Genomic DNA, 21570 nt, shown 5'->3' with positions numbered 1-21570 from the left:
TAATACATCATACAAAAAATTATTGTGTGCATATGATTTGAAAAAATATAGTTCAAATGGAGTAATGGATAATGTGTAATAGTAGCGACTTTAGAGAAAGCATTCAAAAAATGTATACAAAAAAAGATCTGAGAAAGCCTTAGGTCTTAAAAATAAGGCGCAGTTACAGAAAAGAATTGATAAACTAGTCGATATTTATAAGATTGATATGAAAAAATTTCAAAAAAACCCTGAAGAAAGTGAAAGAGCTGCATATAATTTTAATGGTATAGCTTTTGATATATTATGCGTCTTATTGAATAATATGTCAGACGATAAGTTACCTAATGCAATAATGGATGAAGATGTTAGGTTAAGAAAAGGGGCGATAGAGAACATAGATATTACCCAATATGCAAATTTTATTAAAAGTATTAAGAATGATATAGATAAAATTGAATTTAAACCATTAAGGTTACATATACATGCACAAAAAGCGTTCAAAATTATCGTACCCATACACGATGCGATTATGATTGAATGTGATGATAAAGAGACTGCACAGGATGTTGCCCAACTAATGAAAGATACAGCTAACCAATTGTTCAATGGTGAATTTGCGCATGTGACATTGGAAGAAATAGGAGGTGTTGACCATGAATAATGATAGAGGACAAAGCCTACACATTCCAAGTATTACACCACTTAAAGAAAATAATATATATGTAGCTACGTTACATTCTGTGATCCAAACAGATTTTTCAAATGAAGTAAAACACCAATTCACATATAAAATTAAAGTGAACAATCAAATTGTATATACGAATCATAATATTTCAACACAAGCGAGCACAAATCAGGTGTCATTCAATGATTGGCTTAAACGTTATAGTAACTATAGCGTGGGTTACAAAACGTATGAATCTTACATTGACGGAAAGCATTTAATCCATATTGATCAATATAATGGTAATTATTATGTACACGATGTAGCACTATTAAATGAAACTCGACGAATATTATAATGAACAGTATATTCGAAATGTTAACTAAAATAATAAGTGTGGCTAAGGAGGCAATTGACCGTCAAGGTCTGATTGCTATCCTAACTATTTCTGTTAATAATGACAATGAAATAGAAGAAACGGCTCAAGGTGAAATTGTGTATAACGAACTTATCGATCAGTTACGACTTAATATCCCAAAAGATACGGATTATCGACCTAACATCTATAGCTATTTTTGATATTAAGAAGAAACCCAATGACACCGTACTCATAGAAATGATGATAAAGGTTTTTCATATCAAACGCTTTAATTCAGAACGGTTTGTTTTCAAAGCTAACGGGTGGCAAAAGATAAATGGAGATGAATTACAAGGCATGATATCTAAAATGATATAAGTATTGCTTGTAGATTATAAGCCTTCATTAAGCATTCTAAGAAATGTCGTAGATGGATTGCAAAAACCCTCAGATACAGAAGAACTCAATGGGGATAAAGATTATATTGACTGTGGGAGAAACATGTTTAATCTAAAGACATTTAAAGTGGTTGAAAATGATACAAAAATATTCCCTAAGACACGATTAAATTTGAATCCAATATTACTTAACCATAGACAATGTAATACATACTTTTTCACAATGAAAAACCCCTCCAAAGGAAATGATTTTTCTCTCATTTGAAGGGGGTTTTGCTTATATTAAATTAGAAAAATAATGCTTTAACTACTCTGAAAAGAGAACTAAATAATTGAAAGATATCACCAGACATTAGATTAACCACCTTTCTCTAAATACCTATTAAAGACTAAGCTTTTTGAGTTTGAGTGAGCGTTTCACTTTGAACTAAATCATCGGCTAAATCGTACCAAAATTGTTGTAATTCTTCACGTGTACGTTTTGTATCTTTACTATCTTGTCCTACAAAATCGACATGATCCCAGTTATGTTTTGTAGATGTTACTTGCCAAATACCTTTTTGATTTGTATCTGTTGCTTCTGTGTAAGCTTGATTGAAAGGATGCTGGGATGAAATAACAGAAACTAAGCCATCATTTTCTCTCCATTCTTTTTCAGTAGCTTTACCAATGACATTTGCAGTAGCTGTGAATGGTAAGAAAAGATTATAGTCCGCTTTATATTTACCCGATAATGTAGAGTGTGTTGCTTCACCTGTATACGTTTTGTAAACGATATTAGGATTGAGTGATGTTTTACGGTTAAGATCTGTGGCACCATCGCGTGTTAAATCGTAAAAAGCATTATCTTTTGTTTGCCATAGTTTAGAAGTTTTAGCTCGTGAAAAATATGATAAATAAGATTCTCCAGGTTGTTGTTTTAAACCCCATTGAGATAGACCGAAGTCTACACGAGAGTATTTATTACCAAGTTTTTTACCTAGATCAAACGCAATTTGACGAACAATGGCCTCATTACCCAATTTATCAGAGGCGTGTGTACCGTTGTGTGGTGTACCTAATGTGGTAATTGAAGAAACCATATTATCTTGACCACCTTGTAGTAAAGGAGAAATATCACCACCATGTGCTTTTTGATATTCAATTTCTTCTTGACTACCATTTCTTAATAATTCTTCTAATTGACGGACAGTTTGTCCTCCCATACTATGACCGACTAGATGTACTTTTTGGCCAGGTTGCCAATCTTTATAAACACCTTCGTATGTTTTACCGTAGCGTTCATGTCCATATCTTTCTGCATGTGCAGCACCATAATCTACAGTACCACCTTTAATATAGGAATAAAGTTCAACTGCACGGTCATAGTTACTACCAAACGCACTAATGCTTGCTTCATAAGCATTATAACCATTTTGTTCCAAGTCTTGACGAATGTTTAATTTATCTCCACCCCAATAATGTGATAAAATGCTAGGATTAATATCGTCAGTAAATCCATTAAAACCATGAACAAGAATAATTGGATCTTGATTTTTGTATTGACCTTGCTTAGCAGGTTTGTTTGTTTGGTCTTTTGTTTCCGTCGTACCTTGTTGTTGAGACGTATTATTTGTCGTGGCTACTGTATTGTTAGCTAACATCTCTAATTCTGCTGGTGAGTCTTTTTGATCTTTAGCACCTTTATTTCCAACAGTTTCATTTGCTGCATCATTGATTGAGATAGTTCCCTTTTTAATATTTAAAGTATTCTCTTTAGATGTAGTGGAATCTATTGATTGTTTAGTTGGTATTGTTTGTTTTGCTGCATTTGTATTTATGATACCATTGTTTTTTTCAGTAGACAGTGTTTCTACATCATTATTATCATTTTTTGTTGAATCGTGATTTACATTTGAATTATCTTCAGCTTTTGATGACGTGGATTGTAAAGTTTCTTCGGTTGGCTCTGATTGAATCTTTTCTGATGAATGATTGTCAGTTATTTTTGATGTATTATCTTTTGTAGATAGTGTTTTTGATTCATCAGTAGTAGTTGGTGTTATTGAAAGTTCTTGATTAGTCGCTTTCTCTGCTGTGGGATTTACATTTGTAGTTGTTTCTGTTGTGTTATCTTTTTTATCTGAAGTTTCTGTGTCTTTTTGAAGTGTGCTTTTAGTCGTTTCTTGTTTTTCAAGAGAAGGTGAATCCTCTCTAGTTAAGGCTGATTGAGAGTTATCGGAATGTGTTTCTGTAGTTGATGCTTCTGTAGCTTCAGTTGATTGATTTTTTGTAGTTTGATCAGTTAGGCGGTTTGTTGTTTCTTCATTAGTGTATGATTTATTCGTGTCATCATTAACTGAAGTTGAAGGTGTATTTTCATTATGTAAATTTTGTTGTTTTTCATTTTCATTAGTTACTGACTGCGATGTAGAGGCTGTTTGTTCGTTAGATTGAACTTTGTTTTGTTGTGTTTCCTGTTCATCAGCTTGTTTTTGATTATCACCAGTAGATTGCGCTAAAGTTGATTCAGAAGTACCCACTTTCTGATGTGTTTCTGTTGCCTGTGCAGCACCGCCGCCACCTCCCATAAATAGCAATGTCGCTACTAAAATGGATGATGCACCTACACTGAATTTACGAATACTGTATCTGTTTTCTCTATTTTTCATGAATAGCACCTCTATTAATTAGTTATTTAAATATATAAATTAGATAAAAATGTTGATAATTGCACGGGGTATAAATCCAAAGAACTTACTAAATACTGCTTTAACATTTTCCAAAACAATCACCCTTTCTTAAATCGATATTTTTAGGAATCGCTTACAATTATAAAAAATTTCTATGTAAAAAGAAGTTACATACGAGACTTATAAATTACCGTTGGTGAGGGAATTTAAATATAGAGTAGCTCTAAATGAAAGCGCTGTCAATATTTTGTCACAATTTTATAAGTAAATATACGCTTTAAAAGCATATAGAGTTAAAATTTGTAAATAAATGATAAAACAAAAAGAACGGAAAACTAATGAAATAGTCTGCTTTTTGAAAATCGTTATTTTTATGTTTTCAAATGTAAATCCAAATTTTAAGCGAACGAGGTAGCGTAATACGTCTCCCTTTCCCAAGTAACATTTGAATAATCAAAACATTAACATCATCGAATTAAAAATAATCATAAGTAAAAAGACGGTATGATTAGCCTTAATCGAAATGTCTTTTGTACGCTTTATATAAACTAAAGATTTGTAATATTTTCTGTATAAACGGATGGCGGTGAATCCTAAGAATGGGAATTTAATAAAAATACAATGGTTCTAGGCTACTAATTCTCTGAATTTATAGAGGCTAAATCGCCTAGTTTTTGTTGAATTCGATTATTATTGCAATTTTTGCATGTGTTGCAGCTATTATAACTGCCATATATACAAGAAAAGCATATTTCACGCTTAACGCAGATAGTTTAAATGACCATTTGCATGAAATGTTCAATGGATTTCTTAAATATAAAGAAGAAATAGAAAAAGTAATGTTGATGTTTGAATATTAAATTAGTAAGCTTTATCAAGATATTAATAAATTTTTTAGATTTGTTACCAATTAATATGAAAACAAACAGAACATTGAATTCACATATAGACAATACTTAAAAAGAATACAAGAAAATTATAATAATTCGTTGAGAAAAAAGGTGGTTTTTTACTAATATAGGTAATGATGAATAAAAAAATATAATGATAACAAAATGAATTAGCTATATTTAATTAGAAGTACAGTGATTTTATCTATTATAAAATTTTAATAATATAAATTCATTTACTTAATGAGATTTTTTAGCTAAACCACTAACAAGGGGAACGCGTCAAGAGATGGCAGATAAGATAGTTTTAGTACTCTGTAATTTTAGGTATAAGATATATTATAACCGTTTTTGTCTATCCATCCATCGCCCACTCATTCTATTCTAGCTTATCCACCCGACGCAATTTTCTGACTCATTCCAGCTTTGCCTATCCACCTATCGCCCTTTTCCTTCGTCACTCGGTCATGGCAGTTTGTATTTCTTGTTCAATTAAGTCGATATGTTTACTGATCAAATTCCGTTGTTCATTCAAGAATTCTAGGTGTGCGCGTAACACGCTTGGGACATCTGTTTGGTTTTGATAAAGCATGTCTGTGTTTTTTCGGATTTCTTTTAATGGCATATTCAAATTGCTTAGGCACTGGATAAATTTAATCATTTCGATATCGTCGTCTGTGTATAAACGCTTGTTATTGCTATCTCTGTCGATGTGTTTCAAGATATTCTTTTTCTCGTAATAACGCAGTTTGCTTTTAGGTATATTGCAATAATCTGAGACATATTCAATGTAATATTGTTTCATGTAAGCATATCCTTTCTCTTAAACCAAGGTTTAACTGATATTGTACTCTATATAAACATGAATGAGGAGGAAATACAATGAAAAAAGCTTTAATTGTTGTAACAAACATTGCGAAATACGATAATTTAGACAGACCTACGGGTGCGTGGTTCTCAGAGGTTACGCACTTTGCGAAAGATTTCTATGACGCAGGTTATGATGTTGATTTCGTAAGTCCGAATGGTGGATATGTGCCTCTTGATCCTGTCAGTCTTAGCCCTGAAATGATGCGAGCTGAGGACTGGGATTACTATACGGATCATGATTATATGAACAAATTTGGACAAACTTTATCTCCAAAAGAGGTTAATTCTAGCGACTATCAAGCCATTTACTTTGCAGGTGGACATGGTGCGATTTGGGATTTTAGAAATAACAAAGAACTTAACGACATTGCGTTAAGTATTTACAATAACCAAGGCGTTCTCTCTTCTGTATGTCATGGTGCGGCTGGTCTACTCGACATTAAAAAAAATGGCGATTACCTCGTTCGTCATAAAGACGTGACTGGTTTTACAAATAGTGAAGAACAAGCAAATGGTACAACTGAATACATGCCATATTTATTAGAAGACGAATTTATTAGTAACGGTGCACATTTTAAAAAAGAGGATGACTGGAGCAATTTCGCAGTCGTAGATGGTCGCATTGTGACTGGTCAAAATCCTCAATCAGGACATGCTGTTGCTGAACGTGCTTTAAAAATCTTAGCTAATCAATAATTTCATAAAGGAGCGATACACATGAAATCATTAATTATTGGCGCTAATGGTGGCGTCGGTCAACATCTCGTACGCAAACTCAAAGCACGAAACGTTGACTTTACTGCCGGTGTTAGAAAAGAAGAACAAGTTGAAGTTTTAAAAGCAGATGGTATTGATGCAACTTACATTGATGTTGCAAAACAATCTATTGATGAATTAATAGAATTATTTAAACCGTATGATCAAATCCTTTTTTCCGTCGGTTCTGGTGGAAGCACAGGTGACGATCAAACAATCATAGTAGATTTAGACGGTGCAGTGAAAGCAATTAAAGCAAGTGAACACGTCGGTCGTCAACACTTTGTTATGGTATCAACGTACGACTCACGTCGAGAAGCGTTTGATGCGTCAGGCGACTTGAAACCATATACCATTGCAAAACATTATGCGGATGACTACTTAAGACATTCAAATTTAAAATATACCATCGTGCATCCAGGCGCATTAACTAACGATCATGAAACGCAACAATTCAATATGAGTGCGCAATTTGAAAATGTACAAAATCCGTCTATTACAAGAGAAGATGTAGCAGAAGTGCTTGTTTCTGTGTTAACTGATGAAGCATTAAAAGGTCACGAATTCCAAATCATCAATGGTGATTTGTCATTATCAGACGCTACGACTAAATATCTGGAGGAATAATAAATGAATAATCAACAAGTTGTACTTGCAAAACGACCACAAAGTATCCCTCAAGACGATGTATTTAGATTTGAAACAATAGAAACTCGAGAACCACATGCAGGTGAGGTTCAAGTAGAATCCATTTATGTATCTGTAGATCCTTACATGAGAGGCAGAATGAATGATACAAAAAGTTATGTTCAACCTTTCCAAGTGAATGAGCCATTACAAGGTCATATTGTTGGAAAAGTCACACAATCGAACGATGAACGTCTATCTGTCGGCGATTATGTCACAGGCATATTACCATGGAAAAAGATAAATACAGTGAATGGAGACGATGTGACCCCTGTGCCATCAAAAGATGTACCATTACATTTATATTTGAGTGTTTTAGGCATGCCGGGAATGACGGCCTATACAGGATTGCTTCAAATTGGTCAACCACAATCTGGCGAGACGGTTGTCGTGTCAGCTGCATCAGGTGCAGTAGGCTCTGTCGTAGGACAAATTGCTAAGATTAAAGGCGCAAAAGTTGTCGGTATTGCTGGTGGTAAGCAGAAAACAACATATTTAACAGATGAATTAGGATTTGATGCGGCCATTGACTATAAACAAGATGATTTCGCACAGCAACTCGAAGCGGCTGTACCAGATGGTATTGATGTGTATTTTGAAAATGTAGGCGGCGCAATTTCTGATGAAGTGTTTAAACACTTAAATCGATTTGCACGCGTTCCGGTATGTGGTGCAATTTCAGCATATAATAATGAAAAAGACGATATTGGACCACGTATCCAAGGAACGTTGATTAAAAATCAAGCATTGATGCAAGGTTTTGTAGTAGCACAATTCGCTGATCATTTTAAAGAAGCAAGCGAACAACTCGCACAATGGGTGTCTGAAGGTAAAATTAAATTTGAAGTGACGATAGATGAAGGTTTTGACAATTTACCTTCTGCATTTAGAAAGTTATTCACAGGAGAGAATTTTGGTAAACAAGTTGTCAAAGTCGCTGAAGAATAGGGGAAGACTATGAAAAATATCATAGTAAGATTCATATTTAGTTTACTGTTTTATAAAAGTGGTGTTGCACACTTTAAAAATAAAGATATGTTTTTAAAAATCGTGCCGTCCTATTTACCTTTCAAACACGCAATAGTTAAGTATTCGGGCATATTAGAATTTATAATTGCTTTTTATGTACTCGGTGCTAAAAATAGATCACGCGTAAGAAAAGTAGTACAAGGATTCCTTTGGCTCGTATTTCCTGCAAATATTTACGCTGCACGTAAGAACATCTCTTACAAAGATGAAAGAGATGAAACGGATAGTGTTAAGCAGCATGTCCTTCGTTTACCATTACAATTTGTCATGGTCGCACTTGCGAAACTATTATAAGACTTATCATAGCCACGCCTGGAACATTACTTTTTGTTCCAGGCGATTTTTTAATATTTACACTTAAAATCGACGTATATCAAATGATTCTCTTGACAACGCTTATGTGCTCTTTGTTTAAATAAGCTCATATCAGACATTTACTTTTCAATTTTTCTATAGTGATAAGCTTCTAAATTAAGAAAAGCATAAGTTAATTTGCGTGTATGAGTGTAAGAAGAAATAAAAAATGTATTTTATCATGTGATACTATCGCAACATTGTAACATTAATATAATAACGTGACCTGTAAGACAAATATGAGGAGGGTTTTTATGAAAAAAGTTTCTAACTTTATTTTAGCTAGTAGTTTAGTTTTGGGATTTTTCGTAACGCCCGAATTATTTAATATCACTCAAGCACATGCGCAAGAATCTGTGAAACCTTATTATAGTTACAGTGGTTATACAGCAAATCAAAGTAATTTTATTCTAGATAAGAATTTTAAAACATCTCAAAAAGCTGATAACTTCAAGATTAATAATCACAAGATTACTAAAAATGCATTAGCTAAAAATAATAAAGATTTACACGATCCAACATATTACGGGGTTTCTAATCATAAAACGAATGGTGTTTTCTTCTTATTAGACGGTAAGTCAGTGAGCAAAAATAATTATTGAATCATTACGGTGAAGCAAAGTATACATCTACATCAGCCTGAGCCAAAGAATATATGTATAAAATTGGAAATGATGACTTTTAAAATATAAAGTTGTAGTAGATACATTGTAAAAATAAACTTAAATTGCTCAAATACTTTTCAATAATATCAAGATATATATTAAATCGAAAGTGATTATATAGTACCAAAGCAAATATGGTACTAATTCCAGATTATACAGGAAAAGATAAAGAATTTTTTATACTAGTGACATCATTAAAGCAAGTAAGATTATTCCTTTTTTAGTCAAATTCTTGTGGTTTGATAAATTTATTGATTAATTATTATAAATAAAGATTGAAAAGCTTTAAGAAGGGTATAATTTTAAATAAGAGACTTGGAGCTCTTGTCAATTAAGATAATGAGCAAGTGAGCTCGTTAAGTTGAAGATGAGCTGAGGTAAAGTTTACCTGCTCATCTTTTTCTATTTGGAGGCTAAATATATGAAAAAAATATTATTAACAGGCGCTTCGGGATATATCGGTAGTCACTTAATGAATAAATTAAAAGATAACTATGAAATTATAGCTATTTCTAGAAATATAGAAAATAAATCAAATGAACACAATGTTACTTGGAAGGCAGCTGACTTGTTTGATTTAAATGAAATCACTGAGGTAATGGAGGATATTGATATCGCTATATATCTTGTCCATTCTATGATGCCTTCAGCTAAGTTGACGCAGGCGAGCTTTGAAGATATGGATGCATTATTAGCTGATAATTTTGCTAAAGCCGCAAGTTATAATAAAGTTCAGCATATTGTATTTATGAGTGGTTTGATACCTAATACAAATGAATTATCACCACATTTAAGAAGCCGTTTAGAATGCGAACAGATTTTAGGATCATATGGTGTACCAGTAAGTACTTTAAGAGCTGGTTTGATTATAGGCTCTAAAGGAAGTTCTTACCCTATATTAAAAAAATTAGTAGAAAGATTACCTGGCCTGTTACTACCAAAATGGGCTTATAATACAACATTGCCAGTTGCAATAGACGACGTGATTGACGGTTTATATAAAATTGTAGAGCGTAATCCAAATGAGAACGAATCGATAGATATTGGTGGACCTAGTCATATGACTTATAAAGATCTATTCAAGCAAACTGCAGAGGTACTAGATAAACGATTACCTACGATAGATTTGCCTATTATTCCCATTTGGCTAAGTAAATATTGGGTGAAACTTATTTCAGGTGTTCCAAAAGAAATGGTCTATCCGTTAATGGATAGCTTAATTCATGATATGATTAGAAATGATGAAAATATTGTGAAAGACATTTCTATAGGCAAGATTGATTATAAGGAAAGTGTGCGTAATGCCTTGGAAGAAGAAACTAAGACACAAAAGAAAGGGAAGTCATCACGTAAGGGCGATATTAAAGATGTTAGAGCAATATCAAGGGTAGTCTTACCTAAAGATGTAAATATGATTCAATTGGCAGAATCATATGCAAATTTTTTAAATAGAATTACATTAAATGTCGTTAATAGTGATTTTAACGAAGATAACTTTACGATTAGTGTGCCGTGTTTAAATAAGGACTTACTATTATTAAGTAAAGATTTTAAAGCTTCTAATAATGAGAGAATTTTATATCGAATTGTTGGTGGAGATTTCGCTTTAGATTCAGATGGTGGTAATGCGAGATTAGAATTTAGAAGATTACCTAATAGTGACGCATGTATCATAGCGTTACAAGAATATGAACCGACGTTACCTTGGTGGGTATATAAGTATACCCAAGCAAAAGTTCATAAAAGTGTAATGAATCTTTTTAAATTCAAGATTAATAGCCAAAAAACTAATAAAGGAGAATACTTTAATATGAAGAAGTTTATTTTGCCAATTGTTATTACAGGTGCAATTGTTTTGAAAGTATATGGAGTGAAAAAGTATTTAGCTAGAAAAAATAACATGTCCAATGCCGAATTGTAACGGCTAAAATAAAGGCTAGTTACTTTTACAAAAAAAGAGGGGATCAACTATGAAAGCAAACGAGATAATTAAAACAATTATAAAAGTTATAACACCAATTACAGGTGGTAAATTTATAGGGAAATTTGCAGTGAAAAATGCGAGAAAAGATTATAAAAATAATGTTAAACCACCTTTTTCACCACCCGGCTATGTCTTTCCAATTGTGTGGCCAATACTTTATACAACGATGGGCGTAGCTTATGCATTAGTGACTAATAAATCTACTAGTAAGGCTTTGAAAGGTGCTTATTACTCACAATTAAGCCTGAATTATCTATGGTCGATATTATACTTCAAATATAAATTACGCTTTAGTGCGTTGATAGAGAGTGTTGTATTACTGGGCGCAGTAGTTACAACAACTGTAAAATTTTTCAATGTAAAAAAAGTTGCTGGCATTTTACTAGTTCCATATATGCTTTGGAGTGCTTTTGCTACTTATTTAACAGCTGGGAATTGGTATTTAAATAAAGATAACCCAAGCTATACAGCGAAATCTGAGCATTAAATTGATGAAAAAGATTATATATATTGCGCTATATTGGTTTATAGTTCAAATGATTATTGCTCAACTTGGTACTCGTATTAGTTATAAGTTCTTAGAAAAAGATAATAAGTATTTTCGAAGTTGGAATATTGAACAAGAGGGTCAATTATGGCAACAATTAGTTAAAGTGCAATATTGGAAAGATCATTTGCCAGACGGTCAAAATCTTAACCCGAATATCAGTAGTAAAGCGACTTTCGATCTATCTAAAAATATGAATGATATACAGCGATTTATATTAGAAACTAGACGTGCAGAGGTGGTTCATCTGCTATCCATATTTCCTGTTATTGCGTTTTTTAAAGCGTCAAAAAGTGTTAAAATAATTAATTTTATATATGTCATTATAGCTAATGTGCCTTGTATGATTGTTCAGCGCTATAATCGCCCTAAGTTAATACGTATTTATAATAAATTACAAAAAAGAAAAGGTGATTAAATGGGAAATAAGAAAGTGGTTGTCATAGGAGGTGGCTTGGGAGGGATTGCTAGCGCAATTTGTATGGCTCAAGCAGGCTATCAAGTGGATTTATATGAACAAAATAAGCATATCGGTGGAAAGGTAAATAGGTTAGACATAGATGACTATGGATTTGATCTCGGTCCATCAATTTTAACCATGCCTAAAGTATTTCAACGCTTATTTCAACGATGTGATGAAAGGCTAGAAGATTATGTTAGCATTCGTAAGTTAAGTTTACAGATTAGAAACGTTTATCCAGATGGCCAAATTTTAGATTTATATGAATCCATGGAAGATATGTTAACAAATAATGAATCGTTAACAAATAAAGATATAGAGCAACTTTCTTCGTTTTTTAGTTACGCACAAAAGATACATCAAGTGGCTGAAAAAAGCTACTTTGAAAAGGGGTTAGATACGATGTATGCAATCATTCGTTATCATGGTCCATTTTCAGCTTTAAAACAATTCGATTATTTTCATACAATGCAACAAGCCATTAATAAAAGGGTAGATAACCCATATTTAAGAGAAATGCTAGGTTATTTCATAAAATATGTCGGCTCCTCATCTTATGATGCTCCGGCTGTATTGAGTTTATTACCTCAAATGCAACATGAGGAAGGTTTGTGGTACGTAGATGGTGGCATTCATAAGTTAGCGGAAGCGATGGAACAATTAGCGAGAAAATTAGGTGTGGGCATACATTTTAACACCCCTGTAAAACGTATCAATTATAATAGTCAAAATAAGGTGACAGGGATAACAATAGAAAGTAATAAGGAAATATATGCAGATTACATTATATCTAATATGGAAGTAATCCCTGTTTATAAGTATTTATTGAATTTTGATGCAAACCAAATAAACAAATTGGAACGTAAATTTGAGCCAGCTAGTTCAGGTTATGTCATGCATCTTGGTGTGGACAAAAGTTATCCAGAGCTTCAACATCATAACTTTTTCTTTTCAAGTAATTCTAAAGTTAATTATGATCAAGTTTTTCACCAGTATGTTTTGCCTGAAGATCCGACTATTTATGTAGTGAATACAAATAAAACAGATAAGACACAGGCGCCAGAGGGACACGAGAATATAAAAATATTGCCACACATACCGTACATTCAGAGTAAGTCATTTAGTGAAGCAGAATATCTGCAATTCCAAGAACGTATATTGGATAAATTAGAGTCCATGGGCTTGAAAGATTTGAGAAAGCACATTGTATATGAAGACGTATGGACACCGCATGATATAGAAAATACATACAATTCTAATAAAGGAGCTATATATGGCGTAGTATCCAATAAGAAGAAAAATAAAGGTTTTAAATTTCCTAAAAAAAGTCAGTACTTCAAAAATTTGTACTTTGTAGGTGGTTCTGTAAATCCTGGCGCTGGTATGCCTATGGTTACTTTGAGTGGTATGCAAGTAGCAGAAGCTATTATTAATGGAGAAAGTAGTTGAGTCTGAATGATACTTTATATAATAGCAATAGTATTGACGATACTATCACTAATAAGTGGAATGTGTATGTATGCGCGTCGAGCGATTATAAATAACTCCGGAAAAGGAAGAGGTCAGACAGCCGTCAGTGTTATTGTACCTGCTAGAAATGAAGCGGAGAACTTACCTAAATTACTTAACAGTATAAGTAAAGAGCAAGAAATAGAAGTAATTGTTATGGATGATGGTTCAACTGATGAGACACAAGTTGTCGCTAGATATTATGGTGCGAGCGTATATACTGTTGAAAATGATACTACATGGCAAGGTAAGTCACATGCTTGTTGGCAAGGTAGCAAATATGCAACGCATGATTTATTAATGTTTGTTGATGCTGATGTTCAGTTTGCTTGTGATGATAGTATTCAAAATATAGCCAATCAATATGATTTACAAGGTGGTAAAGGTTTGTTGTCAATACAACCTTATCACAAGATAAAAAAGCTATATGAAAATATATCGGCGATTTTTAATTTAATGACAATCGTAGGTATGAATCAATTTTCAATCACGAAATCAGCAAATAATGAGCAAGGCGCGTTTGGACCAGTCCTTGTGACAAATAAGCAAGATTATAAATTGACACAAGGACATTTGAAAGCTAAAAATCAAATCATTGAAGGCTTTGCAATAAGTAAAGCATATAATCAGCAAGGTTTGCCAGTTAGTTTGCATGAAGGCCAAGGCGTAGTGAATTTTAGAATGTATTCTCAAGGATATAAAGCGCTATTAGAGGGTTGGAGTAAACACTTTGCACTTGGCTCTCAAGTAACTAAAAAGTCTACGCTTACGTTTGTATTTTTATGGCTATTTGGTTCACTTACAACAGTTTTAGCGATAATTTTTTCAATTAATTTAGGCTCGTTATATATATTATTAGCTATTACTCTATATTTTATATATGCGATACAATTTCATATATTTATTCGAAGAACAGGAAATTTTAATATCGTTGCGAGTTTATGTCATCCACTGCTCTTCATATGCTTTGTCGTGATATTTTTTAAATCATGGTTAGATATCAATGTATTCAAACGTATATATTGGAAAGGTCGTAGAATAGATTTATAGCTTATTTTTTTATACAAATGTCAAGAAGTTCTAGGCTTACTGAGGAGGCCAATAAATGAATCAATTAGAGAGAGATTATAACCATTGTCACAATATAATGAAAGAACATTCAAAAACGTTCTCATATGCCTTTGATTTTTTGGATTTAAAAAGGAAAAAAGCAATTTGGGCTATTTATGCAGTTTGCAGAATTATAGATGACAGTATTGATAAATACAAAGACCTTGAGCAATTAAACGGCATAGCTAGAGATTTAGATGTGATTTATAGCGATTGTGATTATATTCAAGCGTATCAAAGTGATGCAGCTATTATGAATGCTTTAAGTAATACATTGAATACATATTCAATACCTAAAAAACCTTTTGAATCTTTAATTCAATATGTGAAGGAAGATTTAGTTTTAAAAGAAATGAAAACTGATTCAGATTTATATGAGTATTGCTATGGTGTGGCAGGTACTGTCGGTGAATTGTTAACTCCTATATTAACTTCATCAAATGAAAATAATTTCGAGCAAGCTGAAGAAGCTGCGATTGCTTTAGGCAAGGCAATGCAAATAACTAATATTTTAAGAGATGTCGGCGAAGATTTTCAAAATGGAAGAATTTATCTAAGTGTAGAAAAATTAGCTCAATATCGAGTTAATCTACATTCTATATATTATGAAGGAGTTACGCCAAATTATATAGAACTGTGGGAAAGTTACGCTACAGAGGCAGTTAGGTTATATGATAATGCATTAAACGGTATTAATTATTTTGACGAAGAGGTACGTTACATTATCGAATTAGCTGCGATAGCTTATCATGAAATACTTGTGGAAGTAAGGAAGGCAAACTATACGTTGTATAAGAAAGTATATGTAAGCAAATTGAAAAAAATGAAAATTTATCGTGAACTTAGTGCGAAATATAATAGGAGTGAAACATTATGAAGATTGCAGTTATAGGCGGCGGTGTTTCAGGTTTAGCTGCAGCTTCAAGATTAGCAGCAAACGGTCACCAAGTAGATTTATATGAAAAGAACCAACAAATAGGTGGCAGAATGAATCAGATCAAGCAAGATGGCTTTACATTTGATATGGGACCAACCATCGTAATGATGCCTGAGATTTATCGAGACGTTTTTAATTACGCTCAAAAAAATATGAATGATTACTTGGAAATTAAACAATTATCACATATATATGATGTTTATTTTAGTGAAACAGATCAAATTCGCGTTCCTACAGATCTTGCTCAGTTAAGAAATATGCTTGAAGGTATTGAACCTAACTCTACATATGGTTTTATGTCCTTTTTAACAGATATATACGAAAGATACGAAATAGCACGAAAATATTTTCTAGAACGTACGTTTAGGAAACCTACGGATTTTTATAATCCTTTTACTATATATCAGGGTATGAAACTCAAAACATTTGATAAAGCAGATAATTTAATTGAAAAATATGTTGATAATGAAAAAATCCAAAAGATTTTAGCGTTTCAAACATTATATATAGGTATCGACCCTAAACGAAGCCCGTCATTGTATTCAATTATACCCATGATAGAGTTAATGTTTGGCGTTCACTTTATAAAAGGTGGTATGTATAGCTTTGTCAGAGCGCTTCAAACGCTAAATGAAGAATTAGGTACTCAAATTTATACCAACGCAAACGTTGAAGAAATTATCATTGATAGTAGGTATAAGCGTGCGGAGGGACTAAAAGTAAACGGACATATAGAAAAGTATGACAAAATAATTTGTACTGCTGATTTTCCATATGCTACTTCATCTTTAATTAAAAATGAACATCATCCTAAGAAGTATACGACACAGAAAATTGATAATATGGACTATTCTTGCTCAGCCTTTTTAATGTACATAGGGGTTAATAAAGATTTATCTGAAGATATCTTGTTACATAATGTTATATTTTCAAAGGATTTTGATAATAATATCAATGAAATATTTTCCGGGGAAATATCCCAAGATCCATCAATATATGTATACGCTCCTAGTGTGGAAGATCAGTCGTTAGCGCCAGAAGGTCAAACAGGTATTTATGTGCTGATGCCCGTTTCAGAATTGAAAACAGGTGATACGGATTGGTCTGATGAGTCAACAATCATACAAGTGAAAGATATTATTTACAATAAGCTTTCTACGATTAAAGCGTTAAAAGATTTGAAAAAGCAAGTTGTGACAGAAATTATTTATACGCCTAAGGATTTTGAAGGAGATTATAATGCTAAATTTGGAGCAGCCTTTGGTTTAATGCCTACTTTAGCGCAAAGTAACTATTACAGACCGCCTAATGTGAGCAGAGATTACAAAAATTTGTATTTTGCTGGAGCTAGTGTTCATCCAGGGGCAGGAGTGCCAATTGTACTGACGAGTGCTAAAATTACAGTTGATGCTATGTTAGAAGATATTAATAATGGTATATAAAAAACGGGAGTGGGACAGAAATCAAATTTTCTAATATAGATTTCGTAGTCCCACCCCGGCAAGGGTGACTAGGATTGAAAAAAGCTTGATATAATCGCATTTTCAATTCAGTCACCTACTGCCAAATTGAAAACGAGCCTGAGACATCTATTTATGTCCTAGGCTCGCCTTTTTAACTAATCGAACGTAATGGTTTGTGGTGCGTCTAATTTTTTATCGTTCATAATTTTTATGGATTTTGGTATTACTTTAATTACACACAAGTTTGGATCATCCTTAGAGTCAAAAAAGGACTTATCTTGTTTGTTCCAAATCCAATCAATAGTCTCTTGATCTTTCAGTATTTCAACATTAGCATCAATTTCTAGAAAACTACGATTATTCGTTTCATCGTAACCTATAAGTACGTGAGCTTTGGGATTATCTTTAAATTCAGCAATTTTTTTAGACTCAATGCTTGTCTTAGTATAAAGTGTGTGTCCATCATTATAAAATACCATGTATCTACTATTAGGTGTATTGTTATGTGCAGTAGATAGGACACCTATTTTTGATGTATTTAATATATTTTCAATTTCATTTTGTAATTGTTTGTTATTCATAATTTAATCACCTCTGATAATAGTATACCCTGAAGTTGCCTATAATATGTAAGGTATTAAAATTTATTTTATTTTTTAGTGAATTATACAAAAGTTAAAACGGGTATATGATTTAAAACACAATCTTAAGTTAAAGGACAATTATAAAGTGAATTTGTATGAAACAAGCTGGGAGGCAATAAAATGCATTTAGGAGTCATACTTAACAGAGTTTTTAGAACGAAAGATAATCCACTTTTTCAATATATAGTGAAGCATCAAAATGAGATAAATAAATTGTATTTTATCTTACCTTTAGAAGATTTAACTGACGCATCAGAAGTAAAACGTGACTATTACTATAAAGTTGTAAAAGGATTTGTAAATGCTTTAGATAAGCATGATTTACAACCTTATATTGTCACATACGAAAAGCTAGGTAAATTAGCAGAAACATTGGCGTTATCTCACGTATTAGTAGCAAAAGATATTATGAGCTATCACAAAGAAATATATGACTATCCTCATGTAAAAAAGGCTTTTGAAAATCACCAAGTTACAGTAATTGGACAGCGCGTGAATCATTATTTTGAGCCAACAAAGACTTTTAATAAACAGCAACAGCCTTATAAAGTATTTACTAGTTTTTATAAAGCAAATCGTCAGGACTTAGTACACACCCCTAAAAAAAGTTATCAATTTAAGCAGTTGTCTCAAATTGCGGAAAAGGGTTCAAATCAAAGTGACTTAAAATTTGAAAATAATAAAGATATAGAAAAGTTAGCGCGTAAAGCTTGGGATGATTTTTTAAATGGTGACATAGCTCATTATGATAAATTGACTGACGATGTGTCGCAGGATTTTGTAAGTGGATTAGGTAAATATTTAGCATATGGACTACTCGATATTCGTGAAATTATAAATGATTTACTTGAAGATTATGAGAGCGATGAAAAAAATTTTGAAGCTTTTATAAGAGAGGTTCTATTCCGTGAATTTTATTATGTGTTAATGACACAGTATTCAGAAACGGCAACTAAATCTTTTTCTGAAAAATATCGAAACATGCAATGGTCGTATAATAAAACACATTTTGAAGTATGGAAAAAAGGTCAAACTGGTTACCCAATCGTTGATGCTGCAATGAAGAAGCTGAATCGTACAGGATATATGCATAATCGCTTACGAATGGTCGTATCACAATTTTTAACGAAAAATTTATTTATTGATTGGACTTGGGGGGAGGAGTACTTTAGACAGTATTTGATAGATTATGATAATGCATCTAATGTACATGGATGGCAGTGGTCAGCATCAACTGGAACAGATGCAGTGCCTTATTTCAGAATGTTTAATCCTATACGTCAAAGTGAGCGTTTTGATGCGCAAGGGTATTTTATTAAAACACAGCTAGAAATATTTAATGATGTGAGCAGTAAATACATTCATGATCCAACTAAATATAAAGACAAGTTACAAGAAATTTATCATATTGAAATTGGAAAAGATTATCCACAGACTATCGTGAATCATAAAAATAGTAGAGATTATGTTATGGATAAATTTAAGCAATTTTGACATATCATCCAATAAAAAGGAGTGATTCATTTGTTGAAAAATGAAATACATCGTATTTATTTAGACAAAAATAATAATGAGGTAACTATTAATAGATTTAATGTGACATATCACTATACTATATTAGAACAAATTAATGATTTGCCACAATATGGTTATGCAGTTTTAAACCATTTATATGCTAATCCTGGTTTAGAGGCAGACTTCGAGCGTGTGTTCTTAAATAGAGATAAACATCTAGAGAATACTGAAGGGTTTGAAAATCTATTATTTCTAAAGCCACATAGTACACATGAACATCATGTTATCATTACGTTTTGGCAAGACGAAGCAGCTTACAAACATTGGCAAGAGTCTCAGGAATATAAAGCATCCCATAAAAATAGAGGAACCAAGCAAGGTGCTGATAAATCTATTGTAAACAGAAACCTATCATTTAATATTAGTTTAGAATTTAAATAACATAATTTTTGAATTAAATGATATTTCTGCAAACATATAGGCGAGTTATTTAAATACTAACTTGCCTATTTTTTAAGCGATATAAAAAGTTTTAGCAAAATCACTGATAAGCAGAAGCATATCATAAATAATTTAGCTGAAGTTTTTACCATGTTTAAAAAGATATAGTAGTAGATTTATCAGTTCAAAAAACATGACTTAGTTGCCATTCAAGCGAATTTTTATAATGATAAAATTGTTGAATCAGAGATAAAAATTGTACTTTATTTATCTTAAAACTAAAGTTTTGAATGGAAATAACTATTGATTTTAGTTATTTCCATTTTTTTATATGAAAAAGGAAACTAATAATAATCTGACAATATGGTAATGTTACAGTAATAGATATAGATAAAGGTGGAAAATATTATGAGCGAATTATTAAAGAGAAAAGATTTAATGCAATTGCTTGAAAATAACGGGTATGTCTATCAATGATTTAAGAAAAATTATTACAATGACCGTGAATGGAGAAAAAGATTTTGACTCTAGGCGTAAAATTTTATTAGATCATAAGAAAGTTTTAGAACAGCAACAAGAAGCGTTAGACAAAGCATTTAATAAAGTAGACGTAAAACTTCAATATTTCAATGATTTAGAAAAGGAATATGAAAAGAACAGTCAAAACTAATTATTTGCTATAAAGTGCACTTTAACCTTTAGAATAAAAATATAAATATTAAATTAAAGGGAGCGTTTCAAATGGTTGAAAATAAAAAACTCGTATTGATAACAGGATCAAGTTCAGGATTAGGTTTTGAATTGGCAAAATTATTTGCAAAAGATGGTTATGATGTTGCAATGTCAGGCTCAAGTGATAGAATTTACGATTCTGCAAAAGAAATTGAAAAATTAGGTGTTGAAACGTATCCATTTCAAGCCGATGCGTCAACTTATGATGGGGTAGAAGATTTTTGGCGTTTTGTTGAAAATAAAAATCGTACTGTTGATGCGGCAGTTTTAAATGTTGGTATTAGTATTGGCGGAGCATTTTTAGAAAATGATTTAGATGAAGAGTTAAAACTGATTGATATTAATATTTCAGGTATGGTTCATATGGCTAAAAGGGTTTCACAGCATATGGCCAAAAATAAATCTGGTGATATTCTAATCGTTTCATCATTATCAGCTACGTTACCTACACCATATGAGACTGTTTATGGACCGTCCAAAGCATTTGGATTTATGTTTGCTGAAGCGTTAAGAGAAGAATTGAAAGAAAAAAATATTAATGTAACGGCTATGTTACCTGGGGCAACAAATACGGATTTTCATCATAATGCAGGTATGGATGCAACATATTTTGGAGATGAAAATCATAAAAATGATAAAGTGCTTGTTGCTGAACAAGGCTATGAAGCATTAAAAAATAAAATCGACCACGTGGTGTGTGGTGATGAAGCTACAAAAAAAGAGGCTGAAGAAAATAGAAAAACAGCTGAAGATGTTAAAGCAGCTAGACATGCAGCAAAAGCGAAACCACAATAACATTAATATACTTTTGGCATCTATTTGAAACAAATAGAGTAGGGCGTATCTTTAATAATAAAGCGATACGCCCTATTTTTATCATAAATTAGTTCATCCACCATGCCT

General features: G+C 32.2%; 20 protein-coding genes and 3 pseudogenes. 20 read left to right on the top strand and 3 right to left on the bottom strand.

What is annotated here, in order from left to right; all coding sequences use genetic code 11:
• Positions 1–148 precede the first annotated feature (148 nt).
• The 3 genes and pseudogenes from ACP7BT_RS10250 to ACP7BT_RS10240 all read left to right on the top strand — a co-directional run.
• A pseudogene (locus ACP7BT_RS10250) lies at positions 149–643 on the top strand (DUF6038 family protein); the annotation flags it as partial.
• Entirely contained in the window at positions 636–1004 is a 369-nt protein-coding gene (locus ACP7BT_RS10245) for a phage major tail tube protein (RefSeq protein WP_041080249.1), read from the top strand. The pseudogene ACP7BT_RS10250 and the gene ACP7BT_RS10245, both read left to right, overlap by 8 nt.
• A pseudogene (locus ACP7BT_RS10240) lies at positions 1004–1577 on the top strand (DUF5906 domain-containing protein); the annotation flags it as partial. The gene ACP7BT_RS10245 and the pseudogene ACP7BT_RS10240, both read left to right, overlap by 1 nt.
• Positions 1578–1791: 214 nt before the next feature.
• On the opposite strand, the gene lip reads toward ACP7BT_RS10240, so the two are convergent.
• Positions 1792–4053 carry a YSIRK-targeted triacylglycerol lipase gene (lip, locus tag ACP7BT_RS10235; protein ID WP_041080247.1) on the bottom strand — a complete coding sequence of 754 codons (2262 nt, stop codon included), beginning with the start codon at positions 4051–4053 and terminating at the stop codon, positions 1792–1794.
• A 698-nt stretch (positions 4054–4751) separates the two neighbouring features.
• Here lip and ACP7BT_RS10230 point away from each other — a divergent pair.
• A complete protein-coding gene (locus ACP7BT_RS10230; RefSeq protein WP_037538711.1) occupies positions 4752–4934 on the top strand; it encodes a hypothetical protein in 183 nt (60 codons plus the stop codon).
• Between the two features lie 487 nt (positions 4935–5421).
• On the opposite strand, the gene ACP7BT_RS10225 is transcribed toward ACP7BT_RS10230, so the two are convergent.
• On the bottom strand, positions 5422–5769 hold the full coding sequence (locus ACP7BT_RS10225; RefSeq protein WP_037538708.1) for a MerR family transcriptional regulator: 348 nt from the start codon (positions 5767–5769) through the stop codon (positions 5422–5424).
• A gap of 77 nt (positions 5770–5846) precedes the next feature.
• Between ACP7BT_RS10225 and ACP7BT_RS10220 the strand changes: the two genes are divergently transcribed.
• The 12 genes and pseudogenes from ACP7BT_RS10220 (at position 5847) to ACP7BT_RS10165 (ending at position 17314) form a co-directional block, all read left to right on the top strand.
• Complete coding sequence (locus ACP7BT_RS10220) at positions 5847–6530, top strand: type 1 glutamine amidotransferase domain-containing protein (RefSeq protein WP_041080243.1); 684 nt, start codon at positions 5847–5849, stop codon at positions 6528–6530.
• 21 nt (positions 6531–6551) lie between these two features.
• Positions 6552–7217 carry an NAD(P)-binding oxidoreductase gene (locus ACP7BT_RS10215; protein ID WP_002483587.1) on the top strand — a complete coding sequence of 222 codons (666 nt, stop codon included), beginning with the start codon at positions 6552–6554 and terminating at the stop codon, positions 7215–7217.
• 3 nt (positions 7218–7220) lie between these two features.
• Positions 7221–8225, top strand: a complete 1005-nt coding sequence (locus ACP7BT_RS10210; protein ID WP_002483586.1) for an NADP-dependent oxidoreductase — start codon at positions 7221–7223, stop codon at positions 8223–8225.
• A gap of 9 nt (positions 8226–8234) precedes the next feature.
• Entirely contained in the window at positions 8235–8600 is a 366-nt protein-coding gene (locus ACP7BT_RS10205) for a DoxX family protein (protein WP_037538703.1), read from the top strand.
• 314 nt (positions 8601–8914) lie between these two features.
• Positions 8915–9300: pseudogene (gene isaB / locus ACP7BT_RS10200) on the top strand (immunodominant staphylococcal antigen IsaB family protein); the annotation flags it as partial.
• Positions 9301–9746: 446 nt separating this feature from the next.
• Positions 9747–11246: an NAD-dependent epimerase/dehydratase family protein gene (locus ACP7BT_RS10195; RefSeq protein ID WP_426303766.1), complete on the top strand. Its 1500-nt coding sequence runs from the start codon at positions 9747–9749 to the stop codon at positions 11244–11246.
• Between the two features lie 49 nt (positions 11247–11295).
• Positions 11296–11796 carry a TspO/MBR family protein gene (locus tag ACP7BT_RS10190; protein WP_002467556.1) on the top strand — a complete coding sequence of 167 codons (501 nt, stop codon included), beginning with the start codon at positions 11296–11298 and terminating at the stop codon, positions 11794–11796.
• Between the two features lie 4 nt (positions 11797–11800).
• On the top strand, positions 11801–12274 hold the full coding sequence (locus ACP7BT_RS10185; RefSeq protein ID WP_002467534.1) for a hypothetical protein: 474 nt from the start codon (positions 11801–11803) through the stop codon (positions 12272–12274).
• Positions 12275–13765 (top strand): phytoene desaturase family protein, encoded by a 1491-nt coding sequence (locus tag ACP7BT_RS10180; protein ID WP_041080235.1) that lies wholly within the window; start codon positions 12275–12277, stop codon positions 13763–13765.
• Between the two features lie 66 nt (positions 13766–13831).
• Positions 13832–14875 (top strand): glycosyltransferase, encoded by a 1044-nt coding sequence (locus ACP7BT_RS10175; RefSeq protein WP_041080233.1) that lies wholly within the window; start codon positions 13832–13834, stop codon positions 14873–14875.
• A gap of 55 nt (positions 14876–14930) precedes the next feature.
• The gene (locus ACP7BT_RS10170) at positions 14931–15812 is read left to right on the top strand and encodes a phytoene/squalene synthase family protein (RefSeq protein WP_041080232.1); all 882 of its coding nucleotides are present in this window, start codon (positions 14931–14933) and stop codon (positions 15810–15812) included.
• The gene (locus tag ACP7BT_RS10165) at positions 15809–17314 is read left to right on the top strand and encodes a phytoene desaturase family protein (protein WP_041080230.1); all 1506 of its coding nucleotides are present in this window, start codon (positions 15809–15811) and stop codon (positions 17312–17314) included. The genes ACP7BT_RS10170 and ACP7BT_RS10165 overlap by 4 nt, the downstream gene beginning before the upstream one ends.
• A gap of 176 nt (positions 17315–17490) precedes the next feature.
• On the opposite strand, the gene ACP7BT_RS10160 is transcribed toward ACP7BT_RS10165, so the two are convergent.
• Positions 17491–17916 carry a pyridoxamine 5'-phosphate oxidase family protein gene (locus ACP7BT_RS10160; protein ID WP_041080228.1) on the bottom strand — a complete coding sequence of 142 codons (426 nt, stop codon included), beginning with the start codon at positions 17914–17916 and terminating at the stop codon, positions 17491–17493.
• 183 nt (positions 17917–18099) lie between these two features.
• Here ACP7BT_RS10160 and ACP7BT_RS10155 point away from each other — a divergent pair, with 183 nt between their 5' ends.
• The 4 genes from ACP7BT_RS10155 (at position 18100) to ACP7BT_RS10140 (ending at position 21462) form a co-directional block, all read left to right on the top strand.
• Positions 18100–19473 (top strand): cryptochrome/photolyase family protein, encoded by a 1374-nt coding sequence (locus ACP7BT_RS10155; RefSeq protein ID WP_041080227.1) that lies wholly within the window; start codon positions 18100–18102, stop codon positions 19471–19473.
• 30 nt (positions 19474–19503) lie between these two features.
• Positions 19504–19935 carry an antibiotic biosynthesis monooxygenase family protein gene (locus ACP7BT_RS10150; RefSeq protein WP_016911012.1) on the top strand — a complete coding sequence of 144 codons (432 nt, stop codon included), beginning with the start codon at positions 19504–19506 and terminating at the stop codon, positions 19933–19935.
• Between the two features lie 496 nt (positions 19936–20431).
• Positions 20432–20605, top strand: coding sequence for a hypothetical protein (locus ACP7BT_RS10145; protein ID WP_426303765.1), 174 nt, complete (start codon positions 20432–20434; stop codon positions 20603–20605).
• A gap of 71 nt (positions 20606–20676) precedes the next feature.
• Entirely contained in the window at positions 20677–21462 is a 786-nt protein-coding gene (locus ACP7BT_RS10140) for an SDR family NAD(P)-dependent oxidoreductase (protein ID WP_002482015.1), read from the top strand.
• The last annotated feature ends 108 nt before the right edge of the window (positions 21463–21570 follow it).

Source organism: Staphylococcus sp. Y174-1, assembly GCF_049897865.1.
GTDB classification, from domain to species: domain Bacteria; phylum Bacillota; class Bacilli; order Staphylococcales; family Staphylococcaceae; genus Staphylococcus; species Staphylococcus saprophyticus.
The sequence above is the reverse complement of the archived record's forward strand: the minus strand, read 5'-3'. Positions and strand labels throughout refer to the sequence as shown.

What these genes read in the sequence shown, in the direction of transcription:
- ACP7BT_RS10245 (WP_041080249.1), top strand. Translation starts at nt 636, where the DNA reads ATGAATAATGATAGAGGACAAAGCCTACACATTCCAAGTATTACACCA.
- lip (WP_041080247.1), bottom strand. Translation starts at nt 4,053, where the DNA reads ATGAAAAATAGAGAAAACAGATACAGTATTCGTAAATTCAGTGTAGGT.
- ACP7BT_RS10225 (WP_037538708.1), bottom strand. Translation starts at nt 5,769, where the DNA reads ATGAAACAATATTACATTGAATATGTCTCAGATTATTGCAATATACCT.
- ACP7BT_RS10220 (WP_041080243.1), top strand. Translation starts at nt 5,847, where the DNA reads ATGAAAAAAGCTTTAATTGTTGTAACAAACATTGCGAAATACGATAAT.
- ACP7BT_RS10215 (WP_002483587.1), top strand. Translation starts at nt 6,552, where the DNA reads ATGAAATCATTAATTATTGGCGCTAATGGTGGCGTCGGTCAACATCTC.
- ACP7BT_RS10210 (WP_002483586.1), top strand. Translation starts at nt 7,221, where the DNA reads ATGAATAATCAACAAGTTGTACTTGCAAAACGACCACAAAGTATCCCT.
- ACP7BT_RS10205 (WP_037538703.1), top strand. Translation starts at nt 8,235, where the DNA reads ATGAAAAATATCATAGTAAGATTCATATTTAGTTTACTGTTTTATAAA.
- ACP7BT_RS10195 (WP_426303766.1), top strand. Translation starts at nt 9,747, where the DNA reads ATGAAAAAAATATTATTAACAGGCGCTTCGGGATATATCGGTAGTCAC.
- ACP7BT_RS10190 (WP_002467556.1), top strand. Translation starts at nt 11,296, where the DNA reads ATGAAAGCAAACGAGATAATTAAAACAATTATAAAAGTTATAACACCA.
- ACP7BT_RS10185 (WP_002467534.1), top strand. Translation starts at nt 11,801, where the DNA reads ATGAAAAAGATTATATATATTGCGCTATATTGGTTTATAGTTCAAATG.
- ACP7BT_RS10180 (WP_041080235.1), top strand. Translation starts at nt 12,275, where the DNA reads ATGGGAAATAAGAAAGTGGTTGTCATAGGAGGTGGCTTGGGAGGGATT.
- ACP7BT_RS10175 (WP_041080233.1), top strand. Translation starts at nt 13,832, where the DNA reads ATGTATGCGCGTCGAGCGATTATAAATAACTCCGGAAAAGGAAGAGGT.
- ACP7BT_RS10170 (WP_041080232.1), top strand. Translation starts at nt 14,931, where the DNA reads ATGAATCAATTAGAGAGAGATTATAACCATTGTCACAATATAATGAAA.
- ACP7BT_RS10165 (WP_041080230.1), top strand. Translation starts at nt 15,809, where the DNA reads ATGAAGATTGCAGTTATAGGCGGCGGTGTTTCAGGTTTAGCTGCAGCT.
- ACP7BT_RS10160 (WP_041080228.1), bottom strand. Translation starts at nt 17,916, where the DNA reads ATGAATAACAAACAATTACAAAATGAAATTGAAAATATATTAAATACA.
- ACP7BT_RS10155 (WP_041080227.1), top strand. Translation starts at nt 18,100, where the DNA reads ATGCATTTAGGAGTCATACTTAACAGAGTTTTTAGAACGAAAGATAAT.
- ACP7BT_RS10145 (WP_426303765.1), top strand. Translation starts at nt 20,432, where the DNA reads ATGACCGTGAATGGAGAAAAAGATTTTGACTCTAGGCGTAAAATTTTA.
- ACP7BT_RS10140 (WP_002482015.1), top strand. Translation starts at nt 20,677, where the DNA reads ATGGTTGAAAATAAAAAACTCGTATTGATAACAGGATCAAGTTCAGGA.